The sequence below is a fragment of the Bifidobacterium moukalabense DSM 27321 genome (genome assembly GCF_000522505.1).
Classification (GTDB): Bacteria; Actinomycetota; Actinomycetes; order Actinomycetales; family Bifidobacteriaceae; genus Bifidobacterium; species Bifidobacterium moukalabense.
This window is the reverse complement of record NZ_AZMV01000001.1, coordinates 391,078-410,041: the sequence shown is the minus strand read 5'-3', so window position 1 is coordinate 410,041 and position 18,964 is coordinate 391,078. Positions and strand designations below refer to the sequence as shown.

Here is an 18,964-nt window from a genome sequence, read left to right as displayed (position 1 = left end):
CAGTCACAATCCACTATCAGGACTCAATCATGGTGTTGCGGGACTTGAGAGCCAAGGTCACGCCGGCACCGGCCAGCAGCAGCGCCACGACGGCGAACAGCGCGGTGCCCGCGGCACCGGTGAGCGGCAGCTGGGTGACGGACTTCACGTTCTTCACCGTGATCGCACCATTATCGGAGGTGGCCAGCTTCAGCACGTTGCCGCTGGTGGTGTCCAATGCGAAGGTCGCCTTCTTGGTGGCCTGGTCGACGGAGACCTTGACCTTGAAGTCGGCCATGAACTGCTTGGAGTAGCCCAGATCCTCACGGGTCGCGGTCTCCGTGACGGTATAGGTACCCTCCGGCAGGCCGAACACCCTGACCTTGCCGTCCGCGCCGGACTTGATGTCCGCGGAGGCGGCCGCGGCGGTGCTCAGCATATAGCCGTTGTCGGTGGCCACGAACTTGAGGGTGGTGCCCTGCGAGTCCTTCACATTGAAGGTCACGTCTTTCAGCTTCTCGTTGTCGACGCCGACCTTGGTGAACTCGAACCTACCGGTGATGAGCTCGACCTCATCGCCGGCTACCACGGTGCCCGAATTCGTATCCACGCTCGGAGTGTTGACCACCGTCTCGCTTTCCTTGACCTCTTCGTTGATCACGCCGGTGTACTGCACGTAGATGGTCTTGCCCGCATTCGCGAGGCCGGCCTCGCTGACCGCATAGTTGGTCAGATCGACCGTGAACTGGTCGGTTCCGTTGCCCTTGAGCTCGTTGGAGGTGAAGCCACCGACCGTATAGGAGGAGGCCGGGATCTCGGTCACGTTGACCTTATTGCCGTCGACGGTGATCTCGGAACTGCCGCCCTCGACATACACCTTGATGTCCTTGTTGACGGTCAGGCCCACGCCCGGCTTATCCATGATCTTGAACATCGGATTGGTCTTGCCCAGCAGGTTCGGCAGCTTGGCCTGGATGGTGTAGTTTGCGACGCTGCCGACGCCCATGGCCTTGGCCTTCTCCTCGGCGGTCTTCGTCGGGGTCGGCGGCGTGTTGGACTTCGCCACGACGGTGCCGAGGGTCAGCGCAGCGCCGGACTTGCGGTTGAACGTCGTGTAGGTCGCACCGTTGGCGGTCACCCGCGTGGCCACGACCGTGGGCACGCCATTCGAGTCGGTGACCAGATACCAGCCCTCAGTCACGCTCAGGGTGACCGTGGCCGCCTCGGTCGCGGCGGTCTGCGCGTCGGCCACGCTTAGGCCGGAGACGTCCATGGCGTCAGCGAATGCGCGCAGCTGCGCGTCGGTGAACGTCGCCACGTATGCGGCCGGATTGTCCTTATACGGATCCGGGATCTCACTCACGCCGCTTGCGCTCTTTGCCGCGTTTTCGACGGCGGTCTTCGCCTCGGCGACGGTGTTGACCTGCACCTTCGTCATCGTCGGCGCGGTGCCCTCCGGGTCGGCGAACTCGGCGAACTTGTACGCCTTGAATTCTGAGCCCGCGGCCGCGTTCGTCACGGTGATCGTGGCTGCATCCGTCGGATTGGCCTGAGCACTGGCCGCACCCAGGGCCATGCCACCCAGCAGGGTCGCCGCAGCGACTACACCCGCAAAAAGCTTTTTCGCGTTCATGATGAGGGAATCTCTCTTTCTTCTTGAATTGTTGCTATGTTTCACAGTTGGTTCGGATGTCGTGTTTTATTAGAATTCATATCCGGCCAAGTCTCCGTTGACTCGGCCGGACACGTCTGCTCAGCCATTGGTTGTCATCATCACCCCCATTAGTACAACCGTTTCTTGTTGCTCCAGATGGAGACGATGACTCCCGCCACGATGGCGATCAGACCAAGACAGCCGCCGATGAACAGCCATTGCCTGCCGGTGAGGCCACCTGTCGCGGGGAGCGTCGCAACCGAGATATAGCGATTGACGAACGCGGACGTCAAATCGGCGACCGGTTGTTGCTTGTCGGTTGCAATGTCCTGGCCATCGCGATCCTTGACCTGCACGACTTGCGTCACCTTCGCCTCGTATTGGCCGCTCGCGTTCTTGGCGACCGTAACGGTCACGTGATATTCGGACCTATCGAAGCGCCAACCGTGCCTGGCTGCGGGCTGTACCTCCATGACGTTAAAGGTGTAGGTGTCGGTACCATCGTTTAACGGGGTCGAGAATGTCAGCGGGTTACCCTTGGCATCAGCGGTAAACGCACCATTTTTGGCAATATCCGCATTCAAATTGCCGATGGAGGTCGTCTGCTTGCCGCCGTCGAGTCCTTTCAGTATCGAACCGGTGTTCTGCATCTTCTGCGCATCCGACGTGATGTCGGTCAGCTCGAAGTCGAAGGACTCCGCATAGTCGTTACCCTGGGTCGTCTTGCTGATCTTCACGCCATCCTGCAACGCAATCGTGTTACGTTGGTTCTGAATCGTGAATTCGTAGGTTTTCAACGGTTGCTGCAGGTCGGCGTCCTTGTCGGCAAGCGCCCACAGCTCATCCTTACTAATCGTCACCGTGACCTTCTCATCGCCGACTTTGGTGTAGCCGTCGATCGCCTCTTCGGAGAGTGTATATTCCCCCCGGTGCAAGCTTGACGAAGCTGTCACTCCAATGGTTGTCGGCATTCAACGTCACCATGTGGTCAACCGCATCGTCGTAGCCTTTGAGATGCATCCGCACTTCGGTACCGTCAGCGGGCTGTGCATCCGCCCATTCCTTGGTTACCGTAACGTTGGCGACCGGTACCTGCAGCACCGGATGCTGATAGTCCACACAGTTCGACCTGTTGTCAGTGGTGTAGCAGACTTGGGCCGTCTCATTGGACCGGAAGCCGGCCTCGCCCGCCGAGGTGGCTCCGGTATCGGCATCACCCGTCGCGTCATAGCCGGTCTTCGCATATGTCTGGTAGGCGAAATCGGTCGGTTCCACGTCATACGACAATGTGTACGTCATGTCGTTCTTGAGTTCGTACGATTCAGCGAACTCGGCTCTGACGACGCCGTTGCCGTCTTCGCTGTACCACAACGTGTAATCCGTATCAGCTACCGGAGGAGTTTCGCCTGCCGCACCGCCGGTGGCATTCAAAGTGACGCCGCCCGTCACCTTGTAGAACGTCTTGCCGTCGAATATCCGTGCAGCGGATTCGTCGTAGACGATGCCGCTCTGTCCGGTGTACCCCGATAGTCGATCGGTGATGGAAACTCCCGTATACACGTGTTTTTCGGTGATGGTCTTTTGAATATCGTCGAAGATCCGCTTCAGCTGTGCGGAGTTAGAGGCCGCATAGTAGTAGTCGCCGGAGGCTCGGGTACCTAGATTCCGGTACCCGGTGGCATTAGGGTAATTACTTGAGATGCCGTGCATGAACCTATTGGTATTGCTGGTATATGCTACATCCTCCGACGGATTCGCACCATTGAAAACGCCGATGGAATATACCGTGGTGCCGGCGTTCTTCAATTCCTTGGATTTTGCAATGGCGGCATTCGCAACAGAGCCTTCAAAGCCGTTATAATGGTTGGGCTCGCCATCAGTGAAGAAAATCACATACTTTTTCGCGTTGGCACGGGTTCCTGCACTCAGCGCCCGCTCCGCAACGGTCATCGCGGCATCCGCATAGGTAGCGCCGCTCGCCCACAGACGATTAACGTTGTTTTTCAGCGAATCGGTATTCGTCGTGAGTCCGCGTACGATTTGTGTGCAATTCCCCCCTCTACAGTTGTCATCACCTATCCAGTCCACACTTTCGTTTGCGTATTTCACCAAGGAGACCGCCACTTTGTCGGCTTCGTTCTCGATTGTGGCATTGGTCTTCGTCGTCTCATCCAAGAAGGAATTCACTGCCTTCTTCAAGGCTTCAAGCTTTTGCCCACTGTCGTACCCATCAAAGGGATACCGCATGGAACCGGACACATCCAGCGCCAAGACGATATCTATCGGTGTAGTGGTTGTGGTGGATGTGGAGGCGTCTTTGCCGGTCACATCAAGTTTGAGCGTGTACTTACCGTTGCCTTGATACTCGATGCTCTTGGTGTGCTTCGGCTCGGACAACCCCGGGGAGGTGACCTTCACCATGCTGAGATATGACGCGGACGTCTGATCGGCATTGCCATCCATCCTGGTGTTCGTGACATTGCCGTGACCTGTCGCATCATCGGCCAGTGCCATCGTACTTGCACCGGCCATGCCACCCAACATTACGAGGGCAGCTACCGCAGCCATGAGTTTCTTTCCAAGATCCTTGTGGTGTCGATTGCCAAGGTCGGCAAGCAAATCCTTGATTTTTTTCATAGCTTGTCCATCTCTTCTTCTTAACGCATGCGGTTGAGCTCCGTCACGCGCCTCATGAAGCGGAGTGTAGGAAAGAAACCTTTGCAGCACATACACCCTCATGGGGGAACGCATAGCCACTTATGACACCGAAAATGGCCGGAATCTCAATGGAATTAACCCCTCTTCCATGACCACTTACGTCATGAGATTCCTTTTTCAAGGACTGTTAAAAAGGCATGCAAGCGCCCCGTGTCGGAACAATCGCGGCAGATCGCGCTTCATCATCAGCATCGCCTGTAATCACGCGATGCGACAAACCGTCATGAGTCAGTCATTCAGCCGCGAGACGGCCAAGAGCCGGCGTGACGCATGATTCTGCGCTTCGGACGAATCAGCCTGAGCACGATGAAGCACAGCAGCGTACCGCCGGTCAGAACGCCGATACCAGCCCACAGGCCGATGCTCCGTGCATCATGGAGGTCGGTCGGATCGGGTGCTGGCATGGGAATCGACACACGATGGCCGGACACCAGCAGGCGTTGGGTGTTGATGCCATACGGCGTGCAGGTCATTAGGGTCAGACGATCCTCTCCCGGCTCGACCTTGAGACGTGACGTGTCATTCGGATCAATCACGCTGATGCGATCCACCTGATAGCCAAGGGTTTCACCCATCACCTTGACGTACATGAAATCGCCTTGTTCCATTTCGTCAAGACGGGTGAACATCATCGCCTCGACCAGGCCACGATGCCCGGTGATCACCGCATGCGTATCCGCACCGCCGACCGGCAGACTCGTACCGTACAGATGCCCGGCGCCCTTGGCGAGCGCCTGCTCCGACGTGCCGTGATAGATCGGCAGTTTCACGCTGATTTTTGGAATCGATATGGCTCCCATGATGCCGGAACCGGAATCGAGCAGACCTTGGTACTCCTCATCCTGACTCGAGGCAGAGTCCTCTTCTTCGGAAGTCCTCGAAACACCCGCAGCTGACGAGAAGGGATCGGCGGCCTCGCCGAGAATCGGCTGTCCCTCCTTGGCAAGACGTGTGTTATAGGCGCGGGCGTCGGTAAGCTGGTCTTCAGCCTGCGGATACGGCCAGCCGGCAACCGTTTTCGCCGCCGAATCGGACGTGTTCGACAGACTTTGCGACGATCGCATCTGCATGGCGGCCGGGAACAGGCCCACGCATAGGGCCGATACGATTAACAGCGTCGCAACCGCGCGCATCGCCACGAATTGCATGAGCCGTATGTGACGCCTGTGCACCACGTCCGATATGTCGATCACCCGCTCGAACGGCTGTGGCGTCCAGGAGTCATCAGTCTTTTGTGTTTCGTCCCGCCGCTGTCCGGCGGTAGCCCCGCGCAGGCGAAGACCTGCGAAGGAAGGCATGGACGGTTCCGAGAGGGGTATCGTCGTGGCTTGAGCATCCTCCTGTCGCGCACGGAATCTGCGAAGCATCATGCGCCTCCTTCGAACGCAACCATCTTCGCATCACGGCTTTCGCAACCTGCACCCCCTATTGGAGGGATTGCCATGATTGCGCCCCTCCAAACGGACAAGAGGATACGGCGGCCCATCGTCTGGACCGTTGAGACCGTTTAGATGAACGCGCGTTCCCCGAAGATGGCGGTGCCCACGCGCACGATGGTGGAGCCCTCCGCGATGGCGAGCTCCATATCGCCCGTCATGCCCATCGACAGTTCCAGGCAACGTTCGGTGCCCGGCGTCTTGGATTCAAGAATCAGGTCGCGCGTCCTACGCAGATGCGCGAAGCACTTGCGAATCGTGGACTCATCGTCGACATGCGCGCCGATCGTCATCAGGCCCTGCAATTCAAGACCGTCCAACGTACCTATCTTCTGCGCGATGCGAATGGCATGCGCCGGATCACAACCCGACTTCGACGCCTCACCGGACTCGTTCACCTCAAGCAACACGCCGACCGTGATGCCACGCGCGACGGCCCGACGAGAAATCTTCTCCGCCAGCTCGACCGAATCCACCGATTCGATCGTATCGACCACCGGCAGCACCTTGCCGATCTTGTTGCTCTGCAGCTGGCCGATCAGGTGGAACGGAATATGCTCGCCTTCCGCATTGCCGGCGGCCGTGTCATCGGCGGCCGCGCCCAACGTAAGACCGCGCTGCGCGCACTGCCCCAGCAATCCTTCGGCCTTTGCCGTGACCTCCTGCGGGCGGTTCTCGCCGATCATGCGCACCCCGGCGTCGATCGCGGCCATGATCTCACCGACGTCACGCGTCTTCGTGGCGGCCAACAGCTTCACCGAGCCCGCTTCGCGCCCAGCCTTGGATTCGGCGGTGGAGACGCGCTCCAGCACACGATGCACGCCGTCCGCGATCTCTTGCGCGCGGGCCGTGTCGATTACCTCATTGGCAAGATTTTTATGATCCATATAAGCAGTCATCTCATCGCCCCTTATGTCGATTCCCAATCCCTGTTCCTAGGGTATGAAGAAGCCCGTACGACCGGCCTTGAAGTGAAGCGATAAAACGGCCGGCTATTCGTACGGGCTGGTATCGGACAGCAGTGGAAGGGGGCTTCTGCGCTCTGCCCGCAGTCCTTTATGCTTCATGCCACTGTGATTGTCGCAGTGCATTCCACAATCTGAGACATTCGTAAGGGGGAGTCACCTCCCCCTGAAGTTCTGATCGTCCAACGGGTATTCAGCACCCGCTGCAATCCCGGCGCCTCCCGCAGCGTTTGCGCCATTCAGGATTCAATGGACTCGAACCGATGCTCGAGTTCGCCGACACGCTGCCGCAACGCGAGCACCTGACAGGTCAGCGACTGGATCTGGCCCATCTGCATGGTGATGAGGCGATTGCGGGTATCGGTCGGCATCACGGCGGCAGCGCCCGGCTGTTTGGCCTCGCTCATGATGTCATCGTCATGCTTCCAGCGCGCGATATTGCGCTCCACACGCTTATGGCCGACGATCATGGGGCTCAGACCGGCCGAGGTGAAAATCACACTCGGCCGCTCCCCCTGCAGATAGCGGCTCATGCAGTTGACCTGAAAATCATGCGAATACGTGATGCGGTTTTCCGTAACCGCCTCGACCGCCGGCAGCGACCGTAGATATTCGACTTCCGTCTGGCTGAATCGTCTTCTCGTCATGCTCCACCCACTTTCACATTGTCATACCGTTGACCCCGCTTACGCGCCGTGCGATATGGATACGGCTTACGTGCTCTGGACGGTTCACCCTATCATTCACGCCTTGAAAATGACGGGGGCGAAATCACCCGTATCGCTGTACGCTAAACCATATGTAATCTATGTCACACAATCGGTTCAACGTTTTATCACCAAATTCACCCCATCATACCCCTCCTCTTGACTTTGTCTTTCCGGCAAGGGAGGTAAAGTCCTATAAGATCAACCAACCAAGGAGGCATGATGCCAGGCCGTTTCGCCCCGACGCCGTCAGGCCGCATGCACATCGGCAACATCTACGCGATGCTGGGCGCATGGCTTTCCGCACGCAGCCGCAACGACGCAATCTACCTGCGCATCGAAGACATCGACAAACCACGCGTGATCCCCGGGGCCGCCGACCTCATGATGGACGACCTACAATGGCTCGGCCTCGATTGGGACGGCGCACCCATATACCAATCCACCCGCCACGATCTATATGAAAACGCCCTGCACACCCTGCAAAATCTCACCATCGACGCTTCCGGAACCGTCACCACCGGAAACGGGACGCCATTGATCTACCCCTGCTTCTGCTCACGCGCGGATATCCGCGCGGCCTCCGCACCGCAGGAAGGCGACCGTTTCATGATCTACCCCGGCACCTGCCGTCGGCTCGCCGAAACGCATCCGAAAGAGGTACGCGCACGGCTTGCGCAGGGCAGACGACATTCCCTACGCATCGCCATGCCCCCTTCGAATTCGACGATCACGTTCGAGGACCGGGTGTTCGGCCACCAGGAATTCGATATGGCCCGCGACATCGGAGATTCGATCGTCCGCCGGGCCGATGGCCTGTTCTCCTACCAACTGGCGGTCGTTGTGGACGATCTTGCCATGGGCGTCGATGACATCGTTCGCGGGCGCGACCTGCTACGCTCCAACGCCCTGCAAATATGGATCCGACAGGCCCTCACCGACTCCGCCGACTACTCCTACGCCCACCTCCCCCTCATCGACAACGCAACCGGCCAACGCCTTGCCAAACGCGAGCGATCGCTGGACATGGGCATACTTCGCGCCCACGGCGCCACCCCCGAACGAATCGTCGGCTACTGCGCCTGGCTGCTCGGCATCCAGGGCGACCCGCAGACCACGCACCCGCAACCCATGAGCACCAAGGAGGCCCTAGCCGAATTCAATTGGGCCAAAGTCAAAGCCGACACCGCCGACCGCACCCTTGACCCGCAGGCATTCAACGCCTATTTCGGACTCTAGGGAACGCACCGGCCGCTACTTGATCCACAACTCGCCATCAAGCGGATATTCGTTGGTCGCGCACCCATCCAGATGCATGGACTGCTCCTGCATCAGCGGCGCGAGCTGACCGGCCCCGGCGCACGTCGTCTCGTTATCGGTGTGGCCAAGCCGATGCCCCACCTCATGATTGATCACCATCACACGGTATCTCGCCATGTCCCCGCCCGCGGAAAGCCAATCGTTCGTGCCACCATTCCAACGATCGTCATTGATGATCACGTTCTCATCCACACGGCAACTGTATTCGGTGGAGCAATCCGGCGAAAACGTGGTCATATACCGCGCTTCGGAAAGCACGATATTGAAATCGCAGCTCCCATCCGCACCCTGCACGAACGTGGCACCGGCACGCGACCATCCGCGCTCGCCGTTGAGAATGCGGTAGACGGCGTTGGCGAAGTCGTCAAGCGAGCCGACATCACCTTTCTGCGCCACGCAATACGTGTACTGGGTGGGCTCATGTCCGTTGTCCCTCGCCGTCTGCTGGGCCTTGGCGAGGATCTCGTTCCTTTGGTCGTCGGTCAGCGGCGCCGACTGGTTCTTCAGTTCGGCCTGCACCAAATCCTCCGTATCGGCATTGTCGGCATTGTCCTGTGACTTTTGCGACTGCTTGCCGGACGAGTCTTTCTTGGAATTCTGCCGTTTTGCGGTCGTCTTACCCGTTGACGTCGTCGATTGCGAGGCCTGCGCGGCCCGTTGCGCATGCATCTTCACCCCGTACACACCGCAGGAGACCATTGCGATGACCAGAACCGCAATCACGCCGGCCACCACGCAACGGCGGATGCGAAACACCTGACGCGAATCCATAGTCACGGCCGTCTTCGGATTCAGCGCACGCAGCACATATCGTATGAATCGCACCCTGACTCCTTCCCGCAATATGAGAAAGGTCCGCGGACGATTGTCCACGGACCTTCAAGCATAGTCGAAATCAGGCGAACAACGACTTGAAGAGGAACGCGCCGACGATTGCGCCGACGATCGGCGCCACAACCGGAATCCAAGCCTCGCCCCAACGGGAGGAGCCCTTGTGCGGAATCGGCAGGATGGCGTGCAGCAGGCGCGGCATGAGATCACGGGCCGGATTCAGGCCAGGACCGGTCGGGCCGCCCATGGAGGTCACGAGACCCCATACGATGAAGCCGACCACGATGGAGGCTGCGGCATGATCCGCCTTGCCCCACGGCATTTCAAGGCAGCACAGTGCGCCGAGTACCAGCATGAGGGTGCCGAAGAACTCGTTGACGAAGTAGTTGATGCGGTCGTTGTGGGCATCGGTGGTGCAGAAGGTGCCGAGAATGGCGTTGGCGTCTTCGGTGTCCTTGTAGTGCGGCCAGTAGGTGATGTACACGATGAGCTGGCCGGCGATGGCACCCAGCAGCTGGGCGATGATGTACGGCAGCACCTGACCCCACGGGAACATGCCGTTGATGGCCTGGGCAAGGGTCATGGCCGGGTTGATGTGCGCGCCGGAGACGCCACCGAACATAAGCACCGGGAACATGACGCCGAAACCGTAGCCCATGGCGATGTTCAGCCAGCCGGCGCGATAGCCCTTGGTGTTCTTCAGCTCCGCGTTGGCGACGGCGCCGTTGCCGAAGACCATCAGCACGGCGGTGCCGACGAATTCAGCGGCAAGTTTGGTAAAGAGTGAGTATTCCACTTCGTCTTCCTCTTAATTGCTTCTTCTCGCGTTGGCGAAAGGTTGATTGCGATTCCGCTCTAAGCGGACAACAGGGCAAAATACTACTCCCACCCATGTCATTTCGGGCCGGCGGATGAGTCACCCCAAAAATTACGAGAATCGTACTCCGGAATCGCATCGAGCGCTCACTTACCACCCTTGCAAGCGGGAGGGCCGGGGTCAAGATCGGGATTGACAAGAAGATGCATGCCAGTATCGTCAGGGGGCTTGATAGCAGGAGCGACGTCCTGTGGTACCGCTCAAAGAATGTACGCACATATGCGCAATATTGGCTAAAGACACTACATATTGCCAAAATATGAACATATTTGATTTGCCTAATCAGCCAATGCCGGGAGATGGCATCAAAGCCGTCATAAAGTGTGCGACGGAACACTGCGAAGGACCTTACCGCAATTGGTGCCGGAATCGGCATGTCCCGCGCCCACGCACTATCTATCGCGGAAGAGGTGCGCGACTCCGTCGCCTCCGCCCAGGAACTGAGAGAGGATGTGCGAAAGTACGGTTTTTCAATACGACAAGCCGCGTGAAACCCCTAGATAGCCCCTAGAAGGAATCATCTCGTTCGATCGGATCATGAGAAGCGTCGCCGCCGCCGGCGCGATTGGGTTTCGCGGGTTTCAGTTTGGATGCAGTCAGCATACAGTTATTCATTCGCCGATTTTCGTCGCTTCAAAGAGGGTGACGGATGGAAGGGTTCTGTCAGAAAATTCGTCCGACATCTTATGCAACCTTTCAGCTTGCGCCCGCAGGCAGAGGATTCGGGGGAAAAACTACACGTATAGGTACCCTGAGAAAGGCGAGATGCAGGATTTTCTCCTTATAATCGGAAAAAATCCGGTTTAATGGTTTTCCTGCTCTCCCGAGATTGAACTACGAGAGGGTACTATGAGAACAATCAGAAATCGAACACGCATCCTATCCGCTCTGGTCGCCGTCGCGGCGATCATGCTCATGGGCGTATTCTCCTCCGCCCTGGCGCATGCGGACGGCAATCCCACCGTGCCGGTACAGGTGTCGAAGGTCGACGCCGACGGTGCCGCGCTCAAGGGTGCGCAGCTGCGAATCTCCCACAAGGACGCCAATGGCGCAACCGTCACCGACGACGAATGGACCTCAGACGGCACCGTGCATACCACCAACCTGACCGCAGGCGACTACACGCTTACGGAGACCACGGCCCCTGAGGGATATGACAAGGCGGCCGACCAGCCGTTTACCGTCAAGGCTCCCGAAGACACCACTCCGACGGACTACACCTTCCAGGCAGGTGGCGCGCTGACTTCGAGTGCGCTCGTGTCGAAGGACGCCTCCAAGACAGTCACCCCCGTGTACTGCTTCAATCTGCGGAAGTCCAGCCCGACGGGAGGACTGGACTACACGAGGATCGAAGGTTCGGCCGACGCGTTCAGCCAGCTTGCCGAGCGCGCACGCCCCGGCACCGACCTGTATCAGGACGTGCTGCGCGTGCTGTACAACGGATATCCGAACAACAATGCAGGTATCCAGCAGCAGTACAATCTGACCGACCGGGAGTTCGCAGATGCGACCCAGTATGCGATCTGGTACTACACCGACTCCCGTCCGGTCGTGCCGCACCCCTATTCCGCCGCCGTCCAGGCGCTGGTTGACAGCACGGCGGACATTCCTTCGGGGCAGACCCTGGACATCTATAAGGCGTCCAACGATCGATATCAGAATCTGCTGGCCACCCAATTCCATCAGGCCACCCCACCGGTCAGCCTGACCATGGTCAACCAGAAGACCCAGACGCCGACGCCGACGCCGTCTCAGCCGACGACGCCGACCACGCCGACCACTCCGACGACTCCGACCACACCTGAGCAGAATACTCCGGTGAAGCCGCTGGAGAAGACGCCGCAGAAGTCGACCAAGGCGACCACCACCCAGCCCCAGACCAAGAGCCTGTCGAATACCGGCAGCAACGTCACCATCCTCGCGATTGTGGCCGTGATCGCTCTTGTGGCAGGTGGAGCCCTTGTTCTCGTGCGTCGTCGCATGAACTGAACATTATAAAGTTCCTTCATTCCCTGTGGGGCGTGCTCGCATCATGCAGGCACGCCCCACAGGCATTTGAGGGCGGTTGAGGCCGGGCTCATTGCCGGGCGGCGGCCATGACGGATGCCCGGGACGGATAAAGGGCGCTATCGGCCTGATAGGCATGCTCTTGCGCTGTTGCCAGTGTTACCGGAATGGGTTGTGACGGAAAACGAAGAAACCCTTGGAACCTAACGATTCCAAGGGTTTTGCTGTGCCCCCTCAGGGATTCGAACCCTGGACACGCTGATTAAGAGTCAGCTGCTCTAACCAACTGAGCTAAAGGGGCGTTGGTCTTGCGAGGATTTGTTCTCGCTGAGCACGAGAAGTAAATATACTCAGAATCGAATCAAATGCAACTCTCGGCGTGTCGCAAATGCAGAATCGCGGAATTCCAGCGATTATCGGCAATCCCATTACCATGGATGATCAGCGGGATCTACGAATGAGACCGTCCCTATGAGTTGCTCATACTTCAGTAATTACGATTTCTTCACAAATTAGATGTCGGTCCTAACGAAAATCCCCCTGCTCCACAGTGGTGCAGGGGGATTCCCAATGCTTAAGCTCAGACGTACAGTCTGAAGTCATTCACCATGGTCAGGCAAGACCCTAGCCATGGCGAACAGGGCCGAAATCACTCAGCGACGACCTTCACGAAGAAGGAGGCGGTGATTTCCGGGTGCAGAGCGACGGTCGCCGGGAAGTCACCGGTGGTCTTGATCGGCTCAACGGTGATGTTCTTCGGATTGACCTCGACCTTGGAAGACAGCGCGATGGCGATCTTCTCAGCGGAGATGCCGCCGAACAGCTTGCCGGACTCGGAGACCTTGGCTGCGATTTCGACGGTGGTGCCCTCGATCAGTTCCTTGGCGGCAACGGCCTCTTCGCGGGTGGCGACGGCCTTGGCCAGACGAGCGCGCTTCATGGACTCGATCTGAGCCGCGGCGCCCTTGGTCCAGGCGAAGCCCAGGCCCTGCGGGAGCAGGTAGTTGCGGGCATAGCCGGCCTTGACGGTCACCACATCGCCCGGGTGGCCCAGGTTGGTGACGGACTTGGTAAGAATAACCTTAGTTTCAGCCATTGTTCAAACCTCTCTAAGATCAGCGGCCGGAAGTGGCGTACGGCAGCAGAGCCATCTCGCGGGCGTTCTTGATCGCCTTCGAGATCTTGCGCTGTTCCTGCACGGTCACACCGGTGATACGACGGGAGCGGATCTTGCCGCGATCGGAAATGAACTTGCGCAGCAGGGCGACGTCCTTGTAATCGATCTCGGTGATCTTGGCGGCCTTCAGTGGATTCGGCTTCTTCTTAAACGGCTTGACCGGCGGCTGCGGCCTCTTGCGTGACATCTTGATGTTCTCCTTAAAATCTGGGGTTGCTTTTCAGCTTAGAATTCCGGCTCGCCGTCGTTGCCTCCGAATTCGGAGGAGCTGGCGCCGAAGGATCCGAAGGACGCTGCGGAAGAATCCGCGCTGCCCCACGGGTCGGAAGCCGGTGCTGCGGCGGGCGCGGCGTTGGCGGGAGCGGAAGCCCCGCCCTGATAGCCTGCGCCGCCGGAATACCCGGCACCGCCCTGGTAGCCGCCGGCGTTGCCGCCGAAGCCACCATTATTGTTCGCATAGCCTCCGTTGTTACCGGTGAAGCCACTGCCGCCACGATTGCCGGCATGGCCACTGGCGCTGGAGGTACGCGTAACCTGGGCGGTCGCGTAGCGCAGGGACGGGCCGATTTCATCGACCTGCATCTCGACGACGGTACGCTGAGAGCCGTCCTGCGCCTGATAGGAACGCTGCTGCAGACGGCCCTGCGCGATGACGCGCATGCCCTTCGACAGGCTCTGCGCACAGTGCTCGGCCATGTCGCGCCACGCGGAGCAGCGCATGAACAGGGCCTGACCGTCTTCGAACTGGTTCGAGTTACGGTTCCAGGTGCGCGGAGTGGAGGCAATCGTGAAGCTGGCCACGGATGCACCGTTGCCAGTGGTACGGATTTCAGGATCAGCCGTGAGGTTGCCCACCACGGTGATAATCGTTTCGCCTGCCATGACGTTACCTACTTACTTGTGCAGCTTGAAAAGCTTGAAATTACTTACTTGCGAAGAATCTTCGTGCGAATGACGGATTCGTTCAGGTTCAGCAGACGATCGAGTTCGTCGCTGGTGGTCGGATCAGCGAAGTAGTTGACCACGACGTAGTTGCCTTCGGTCTTGCCATCGATCTCATAGGCAAGCTTGCGGCGGCCCCAGATGTCGATGTTCTCGACGTCACCGCCTTCCTTGGTGACAGTTTCCAGATACTGCTCGGTCAGCTTCTTCAGACCGCGCTCATCCAGCTCGGGATCGGCAATGAACATCAGTTCGTACTTATGCGCAGACATCACCCACCTCCTTCGGACTATCGGCCATGGACTTTCCACGGCAGGAGTGTGTATGCGTACTGCCTTCACGCATCCATATATAAGGTATAGAGATACATTTCAGACAACCTGTTTAGCATATCCCGACACCCAGACGAGTCCTCCTTTTTTTCCGCTCCCCAAGCAAAGGGGTTGACGGCTTTCATGTCCCGAAAAAAGGAAAGGGGAAAGGCCGAGCGAGGAATCCGGCTTCAATCGAAAAGCCCCGCCGCAAAGGCGAGGCTTCGTCACATAGGTCACCAATCATGAATCATGCATAGATGCTGCGCGGACGCATGTCTTCAGGCAATCCGTTAAGCAGCGTGGAGACCGAACCGGATTCGAATACGGAACGGATGCCGGCGGCCAACAGCGGCGCGGCGGACAGCACGGTCATGTTCGGCAGACGCTTCTCTTCCGGAACCGGCACGGTGTCCGTAAGCACGATCTCCCTGGCACCGCAATCACGCAGACGTTCCACGGCCGGGCCGGAAAGCAGGCCGTGCGTGGCGACCAGGGTCACCGACTTCGCACCAGCCTCGCGCAGGGTGCGCACTGCCTCGCAGATGGTGCCGGCGGTATCGATGATGTCATCGACGACCACGCATTCGCGGCCCTTGACCTCGCCGATGATGCCGTGCGCGACCGCATGGTTCGGGCGTGTGGTGTCGCGGGTCTTATGGATGAATGCGAGCGGCAGACCGCCGAGCTTGGCGGCCCACTGTTCGGAAACCTTGATGCGGCCGGCGTCCGGGGACACGATGGTGGTGTTCTCCAGCGGCATGTTGTTGCGCACGTAGTCGATCAGCACCGGCATGGCGGTGAGATGGTCGACCGGGCCATCGAAGAAGCCCTGCTCCTGAGCGGCATGCAGGTCGACCGTCATGATGCGGTCGGCACCGGCGGCTTGGAACAGGTCGAAAATCAGACGTGCGGTAATGGGTTCGCGACCCTGATGCTTCTTGTCCTGACGGGAATAGCCAAGGAACGGCGCGACCACGGTGATGGAACGGGCGGAGGCGCGCTTCAGGGCGTCGACCATAATGAGCTGTTCCATGATCCACTTGTTGATCGGCATGGTGTGCGCCTGCATCACGAACACGTCGGCGCCGCGCACCGGTTCGGTGTAGCGCACGTACATCTCACCATTGGCAAAATCATATGAGGTGGTCTCAAGCACATGGGTGCCAAGGTACTTCGCGGTTTCCTCGGCCTGTTCGGGGTACGCGCGACCCGTCACCAAAGCCAGTTTCTTATCCGGGGTGCCTTCGAGAATCGCCGACATGCTTCGCCTTCCAATATACGGGTGCGTGAATTTAAGCCAAATTCAAATATAACAATGCGGGTGCCCATGCCGCACGCGGATGGTTCGCCCCACCAAAGTGTTATGGCAGGAGGATAAGGAGAATGAGAGAAAGGAGAAAGGAGGGAAAGGAAAAGATAAGGATGGCAGGAGGATAAAGAGAATAAGGGAAGTAAGAAAAGAGGAGAAGGAAGGGAGAAGAGAAGCAGAGAGGGCGGATTGTGCAGTGCGCCGCGCACGATTGCTCGGAAAAGACCCTTTCGAAAATCGTGCGCTTGGATTCCACTCCATACGGGTCTATTCGCGTCTCAGACAGCCAATTTCATACCCCCTAACTCAAGAAATCCGTTTTTCGAGGCCATTTAAGGGACATGCAAAAAACACGATTTGCCAAAACAGTCGTTTTGGCAAATCGTGTTTGTGCGAAAGTCGATAATCATCAGGAATAATTGCAACTACCGTCCGCCACCGCAACTATCGGTAAACTCCAAGCCACGCGTCACCGCAAAACCAGACCGGCCGCCGCCGAACCAGACCGCCACAGAACCCAGCGGCCGCACCAGCCTACTCGGCGAATGCCTCGCGAATCTGCGCGGCGTTGCCGTATGAAGCCTGCGCTCCGTAACCGGTGGCCGCATATGCGGACACGTACGAGGCGAGCTGCGCGGATTCGGAAAGCGTCATGTCCGAAGCGAGGCCAGCCAGCACGGTACCCATGAAGGAGTCGCCGCAACCGGTGGTGTCGACGGCCTTCACGCGAACCGGCGCGATGCGCTGAATCGGCTTTTCGGCGGTGGCGTCGAGCACCACGGAACCGTCGCCTCCCAATGTCACAATCGCCTGTTCGAAGCCGAAGGATCGCATTTCGGCCAGAACATGGCCCCAGTCGAAGGCATCCCAATCGTCGTCCTCGGGTTCGTCGATGCCGAGCAATTGCGCCATCTCATGTTCGTTGACGAGCAGGATGTCGGAGGCGGCCACCAGCTCGGCCGGCAGCGACGGCGTGAACGGCGAATCATTGAGCAGCACCTTCACACCCGCCTCATGGCAGATGCGTGCGGCGGCGGTCACCGTTTCGATCGGGCTTTCGAGGCACAGTCCGAGCACGGAGGAACGCACGAGCGCCTCACGTACGGATTCCACGTAGTCAACGGTCACCTGCGCGTTGGAGCCCGGAGAGTACACGATGGTGTTTTCGCCGGCTGCGTCAACGGTGATCACGGTGGTTCCGCTCGGCCCGAGCACGCGGCGCACGTGCGTGGTGTTCACGCCCGCCTCGGCCAGCGCGCCGAGCAGGAACTCGGCATTGCCGTCGGAGCCGACCGCACCGAACATCTGCACGGTAGCGCCGATGCGTGCGGCCGCAGCGGCCTGATTGCCTGATTTCCCGCCCGGCAGCAGCTGCAGCGGGCCGCCGGTGATGGTCTCCCCCGGCCCGGGTAGCCGTTGCGCGGTAACGGTGTAGTCCGCGTTCATGGAGCCGATCACCGACACCGTGCCGTGGATTCGATCCAATGCAGAGAGCACTTCAGTCGCACCCATCCTTGCCTCCTTGAGACGTTGTTTTCCGATTGTTTCCAATGATTTTCAATTATTGCGGATTCCGGTCCTTCAACGGGCGGCCCGTCCGTGAAACATTCCGTGAAACCTACTTTCCGTCCTTCTTGCTTTCAAACTCCACATTCAATACGGAAAAGGTCAAACGGAAAGGGCCGCGTCACTTCGGCGCGCCCTCACTCCGCGCTCCCGGCGAGCCCCGAAATGCGTGTCATGAACTCGTTCAGGAACCTTGGCACGTCCACGCCCACGGCCACCTTCATGGTCTTGACCGCATCGTTGAGCCGGTTTTCGTCACCGATGGTGCGGCCTCGGGTCGGGCCGTCCACATCGACCTTCATGTTGATGTCGAGCGTGGTCACGAGCGTCGGATCGACCGCCACGCCTACGGCGAGCGGATCGTGCAGACCGCAGCCGCCCAGGTGCGGTGCGGTGGTCTCATAGGCCTTGATGTAGTAGTCGGTCATGTCGGCCAGGAACGTGCCGGCCTTGGTGCCCAGATCGCGCCACTGCCGGGTCTCCTTGTAGGTGAGCAGGGTCTGCAGGGTCACGTCGAGCCCGATCATGGTCACGGGTGCGCCGGAGCGGAACAGATGGTCGGCCGCGTCCGGATCCTGCGAAATGTTGGCTTCGGTCCATGCGTTCACGTTGCCCGGAACGGTCAGGGCACCGCCCATGAGCACGATTTCGCCGATCTCGTCCTTGATTTCCGGCGCCTTGCCGAGGGCCGCCGCGATGTTGGTCATCGGACCGGTCGGCACGTAGACGAGATCCCTGCCATACGTTTTGACGGCGTCGATGATGAAGTCGACTGCGGATTCGGTTTCGACGGAACGGTCGGAGTCGGGGATGCTCACGTCGCCGATGCCGTTTTCGCCGTGAATGAACGCGGAGACCGGCAGCACTTCGAAACGGTCGGTGGCGCTGGAGTGCGGCAGCCCTTGGTAGACCTTGACTTCCGGGTGGCCGAGCAGGTCGGTTACGGCCAGTGCGTTGCGCACGCCTTGTTCGACGAGCACGTTGCCGTAGGTGCCGGTGATGCCGATGAGTTCGACTTCCGGGCTTCCTAGGGCGTAGGAGATGGCCAGAGCGTCGTCGACACCGGTATCCAAGTCCAGAATCAGCTTCTTCATGGTTATGCCTTTCCTCATTGACGGGCCTGACGGCGGTCCGCCACTACACGTCCCATTGTCGTCAGCTT

At 59.1% G+C, this 18,964-nt stretch carries 17 protein-coding genes and 1 tRNA gene; 2 read left to right on the top strand and 16 right to left on the bottom strand.

Features of this window, described 5'->3' with window-relative positions:
- Nucleotides 1-16: 16 nt before the first annotated feature.
- The 6 genes from BMOU_RS01760 to BMOU_RS01740 form a co-directional block, all read right to left on the bottom strand.
- On the bottom strand, nt 17-1,612 hold the full coding sequence (locus BMOU_RS01760) for an isopeptide-forming domain-containing fimbrial protein (RefSeq protein ID WP_034874142.1): 1,596 nt from the start codon (nt 1,610-1,612) through the stop codon (nt 17-19).
- Between the two features lie 149 nt (nt 1,613-1,761).
- Nucleotides 1,762-2,493, bottom strand: coding sequence for a Spy0128 family protein (locus tag BMOU_RS11490; RefSeq protein ID WP_235143648.1), 732 nt, complete (start codon nt 2,491-2,493; stop codon nt 1,762-1,764).
- Between the two features lie 10 nt (nt 2,494-2,503).
- Entirely contained in the window at nt 2,504-4,270 is a 1,767-nt protein-coding gene (locus BMOU_RS01755; protein WP_235143647.1) for a DUF7604 domain-containing protein, read from the bottom strand.
- Between the two features lie 317 nt (nt 4,271-4,587).
- Nucleotides 4,588-5,649 (bottom strand): class C sortase, encoded by a 1,062-nt coding sequence (locus BMOU_RS01750; RefSeq protein WP_034874471.1) that lies wholly within the window; start codon nt 5,647-5,649, stop codon nt 4,588-4,590.
- A 209-nt stretch (nt 5,650-5,858) separates the two neighbouring features.
- A complete protein-coding gene (locus BMOU_RS01745) occupies nt 5,859-6,686 on the bottom strand; it encodes a YggS family pyridoxal phosphate-dependent enzyme (RefSeq protein ID WP_034874140.1) in 828 nt (275 codons plus the stop codon).
- A gap of 305 nt (nt 6,687-6,991) precedes the next feature.
- Nucleotides 6,992-7,399, bottom strand: a complete 408-nt coding sequence (locus tag BMOU_RS01740) for an HTH domain-containing protein (RefSeq protein ID WP_034874138.1) — start codon at nt 7,397-7,399, stop codon at nt 6,992-6,994.
- Nucleotides 7,400-7,681: 282 nt separating this feature from the next.
- Here BMOU_RS01740 and BMOU_RS01735 point away from each other — a divergent pair, with 282 nt between their 5' ends.
- On the top strand, nt 7,682-8,698 hold the full coding sequence (locus BMOU_RS01735) for a glutamyl-Q tRNA(Asp) synthetase (protein WP_034874136.1): 1,017 nt from the start codon (nt 7,682-7,684) through the stop codon (nt 8,696-8,698).
- A 15-nt stretch (nt 8,699-8,713) separates the two neighbouring features.
- Here the strand turns inward: BMOU_RS01735 and BMOU_RS01730 are convergent, their stop codons facing one another.
- Together BMOU_RS01730 and BMOU_RS01725 are read right to left on the bottom strand one after the other, a co-directional pair.
- Complete coding sequence (locus BMOU_RS01730; protein WP_235143646.1) at nt 8,714-9,604, bottom strand: DUF3152 domain-containing protein; 891 nt, start codon at nt 9,602-9,604, stop codon at nt 8,714-8,716.
- Nucleotides 9,605-9,674: 70 nt separating this feature from the next.
- Nucleotides 9,675-10,406, bottom strand: coding sequence for an MIP/aquaporin family protein (locus BMOU_RS01725; RefSeq protein ID WP_034874134.1), 732 nt, complete (start codon nt 10,404-10,406; stop codon nt 9,675-9,677).
- Nucleotides 10,407-11,336: 930 nt separating this feature from the next.
- Here BMOU_RS01725 and BMOU_RS01720 point away from each other — a divergent pair.
- Complete coding sequence (locus tag BMOU_RS01720; protein ID WP_034874132.1) at nt 11,337-12,476, top strand: thioester-forming surface-anchored protein; 1,140 nt, start codon at nt 11,337-11,339, stop codon at nt 12,474-12,476.
- Nucleotides 12,477-12,721: 245 nt separating this feature from the next.
- Here BMOU_RS01720 and BMOU_RS01715 read toward each other — a convergent pair.
- The 8 genes from BMOU_RS01715 to BMOU_RS01680 form a co-directional block, all read right to left on the bottom strand.
- Nucleotides 12,722-12,795, bottom strand: a tRNA-Lys gene (locus BMOU_RS01715).
- Nucleotides 12,796-13,143: 348 nt separating this feature from the next.
- Nucleotides 13,144-13,590, bottom strand: coding sequence for a 50S ribosomal protein L9 (gene rplI / locus BMOU_RS01710; RefSeq protein ID WP_034874130.1), 447 nt, complete (start codon nt 13,588-13,590; stop codon nt 13,144-13,146).
- Nucleotides 13,591-13,609: 19 nt separating this feature from the next.
- Entirely contained in the window at nt 13,610-13,858 is a 249-nt protein-coding gene (gene rpsR / locus BMOU_RS01705; protein WP_003838589.1) for a 30S ribosomal protein S18, read from the bottom strand.
- Nucleotides 13,859-13,896: 38 nt separating this feature from the next.
- Nucleotides 13,897-14,553 carry a single-stranded DNA-binding protein gene (locus BMOU_RS01700; RefSeq protein WP_034874126.1) on the bottom strand — a complete coding sequence of 219 codons (657 nt, stop codon included), beginning with the start codon at nt 14,551-14,553 and terminating at the stop codon, nt 13,897-13,899.
- 44 nt (nt 14,554-14,597) lie between these two features.
- Nucleotides 14,598-14,885: a 30S ribosomal protein S6 gene (gene rpsF / locus BMOU_RS01695; RefSeq protein ID WP_034874124.1), complete on the bottom strand. Its 288-nt coding sequence runs from the start codon at nt 14,883-14,885 to the stop codon at nt 14,598-14,600.
- Between the two features lie 289 nt (nt 14,886-15,174).
- The gene (locus tag BMOU_RS01690) at nt 15,175-16,188 is read right to left on the bottom strand and encodes a ribose-phosphate diphosphokinase (RefSeq protein ID WP_034874122.1); all 1,014 of its coding nucleotides are present in this window, start codon (nt 16,186-16,188) and stop codon (nt 15,175-15,177) included.
- A gap of 582 nt (nt 16,189-16,770) precedes the next feature.
- Complete coding sequence (locus BMOU_RS01685; protein WP_034874120.1) at nt 16,771-17,748, bottom strand: ribokinase; 978 nt, start codon at nt 17,746-17,748, stop codon at nt 16,771-16,773.
- A 191-nt stretch (nt 17,749-17,939) separates the two neighbouring features.
- Nucleotides 17,940-18,896, bottom strand: a complete 957-nt coding sequence (locus BMOU_RS01680) for a nucleoside hydrolase (RefSeq protein ID WP_051428855.1) — start codon at nt 18,894-18,896, stop codon at nt 17,940-17,942.
- Nucleotides 18,897-18,964 lie beyond the last annotated feature (68 nt).

What these genes read in the sequence shown, in the direction of transcription:
- BMOU_RS01760 (WP_034874142.1), bottom strand. Translation starts at nt 1,612, where the DNA reads ATGAACGCGAAAAAGCTTTTTGCGGGTGTAGTCGCTGCGGCGACCCTG.
- BMOU_RS01755 (WP_235143647.1), bottom strand. Translation starts at nt 4,270, where the DNA reads ATGAAAAAAATCAAGGATTTGCTTGCCGACCTTGGCAATCGACACCAC.
- BMOU_RS01750 (WP_034874471.1), bottom strand. Translation starts at nt 5,649, where the DNA reads ATGCCTTCCTTCGCAGGTCTTCGCCTGCGCGGGGCTACCGCCGGACAG.
- BMOU_RS01745 (WP_034874140.1), bottom strand. Translation starts at nt 6,686, where the DNA reads ATGACTGCTTATATGGATCATAAAAATCTTGCCAATGAGGTAATCGAC.
- BMOU_RS01740 (WP_034874138.1), bottom strand. Translation starts at nt 7,399, where the DNA reads ATGACGAGAAGACGATTCAGCCAGACGGAAGTCGAATATCTACGGTCG.
- BMOU_RS01735 (WP_034874136.1), top strand. Translation starts at nt 7,682, where the DNA reads ATGCCAGGCCGTTTCGCCCCGACGCCGTCAGGCCGCATGCACATCGGC.
- BMOU_RS01720 (WP_034874132.1), top strand. Translation starts at nt 11,337, where the DNA reads ATGAGAACAATCAGAAATCGAACACGCATCCTATCCGCTCTGGTCGCC.
- rplI (WP_034874130.1), bottom strand. Translation starts at nt 13,590, where the DNA reads ATGGCTGAAACTAAGGTTATTCTTACCAAGTCCGTCACCAACCTGGGC.
- rpsR (WP_003838589.1), bottom strand. Translation starts at nt 13,858, where the DNA reads ATGTCACGCAAGAGGCCGCAGCCGCCGGTCAAGCCGTTTAAGAAGAAG.
- BMOU_RS01700 (WP_034874126.1), bottom strand. Translation starts at nt 14,553, where the DNA reads ATGGCAGGCGAAACGATTATCACCGTGGTGGGCAACCTCACGGCTGAT.
- rpsF (WP_034874124.1), bottom strand. Translation starts at nt 14,885, where the DNA reads ATGTCTGCGCATAAGTACGAACTGATGTTCATTGCCGATCCCGAGCTG.
- BMOU_RS01690 (WP_034874122.1), bottom strand. Translation starts at nt 16,188, where the DNA reads ATGTCGGCGATTCTCGAAGGCACCCCGGATAAGAAACTGGCTTTGGTG.
- BMOU_RS01685 (WP_034874120.1), bottom strand. Translation starts at nt 17,748, where the DNA reads ATGGGTGCGACTGAAGTGCTCTCTGCATTGGATCGAATCCACGGCACG.
- BMOU_RS01680 (WP_051428855.1), bottom strand. Translation starts at nt 18,896, where the DNA reads ATGAAGAAGCTGATTCTGGACTTGGATACCGGTGTCGACGACGCTCTG.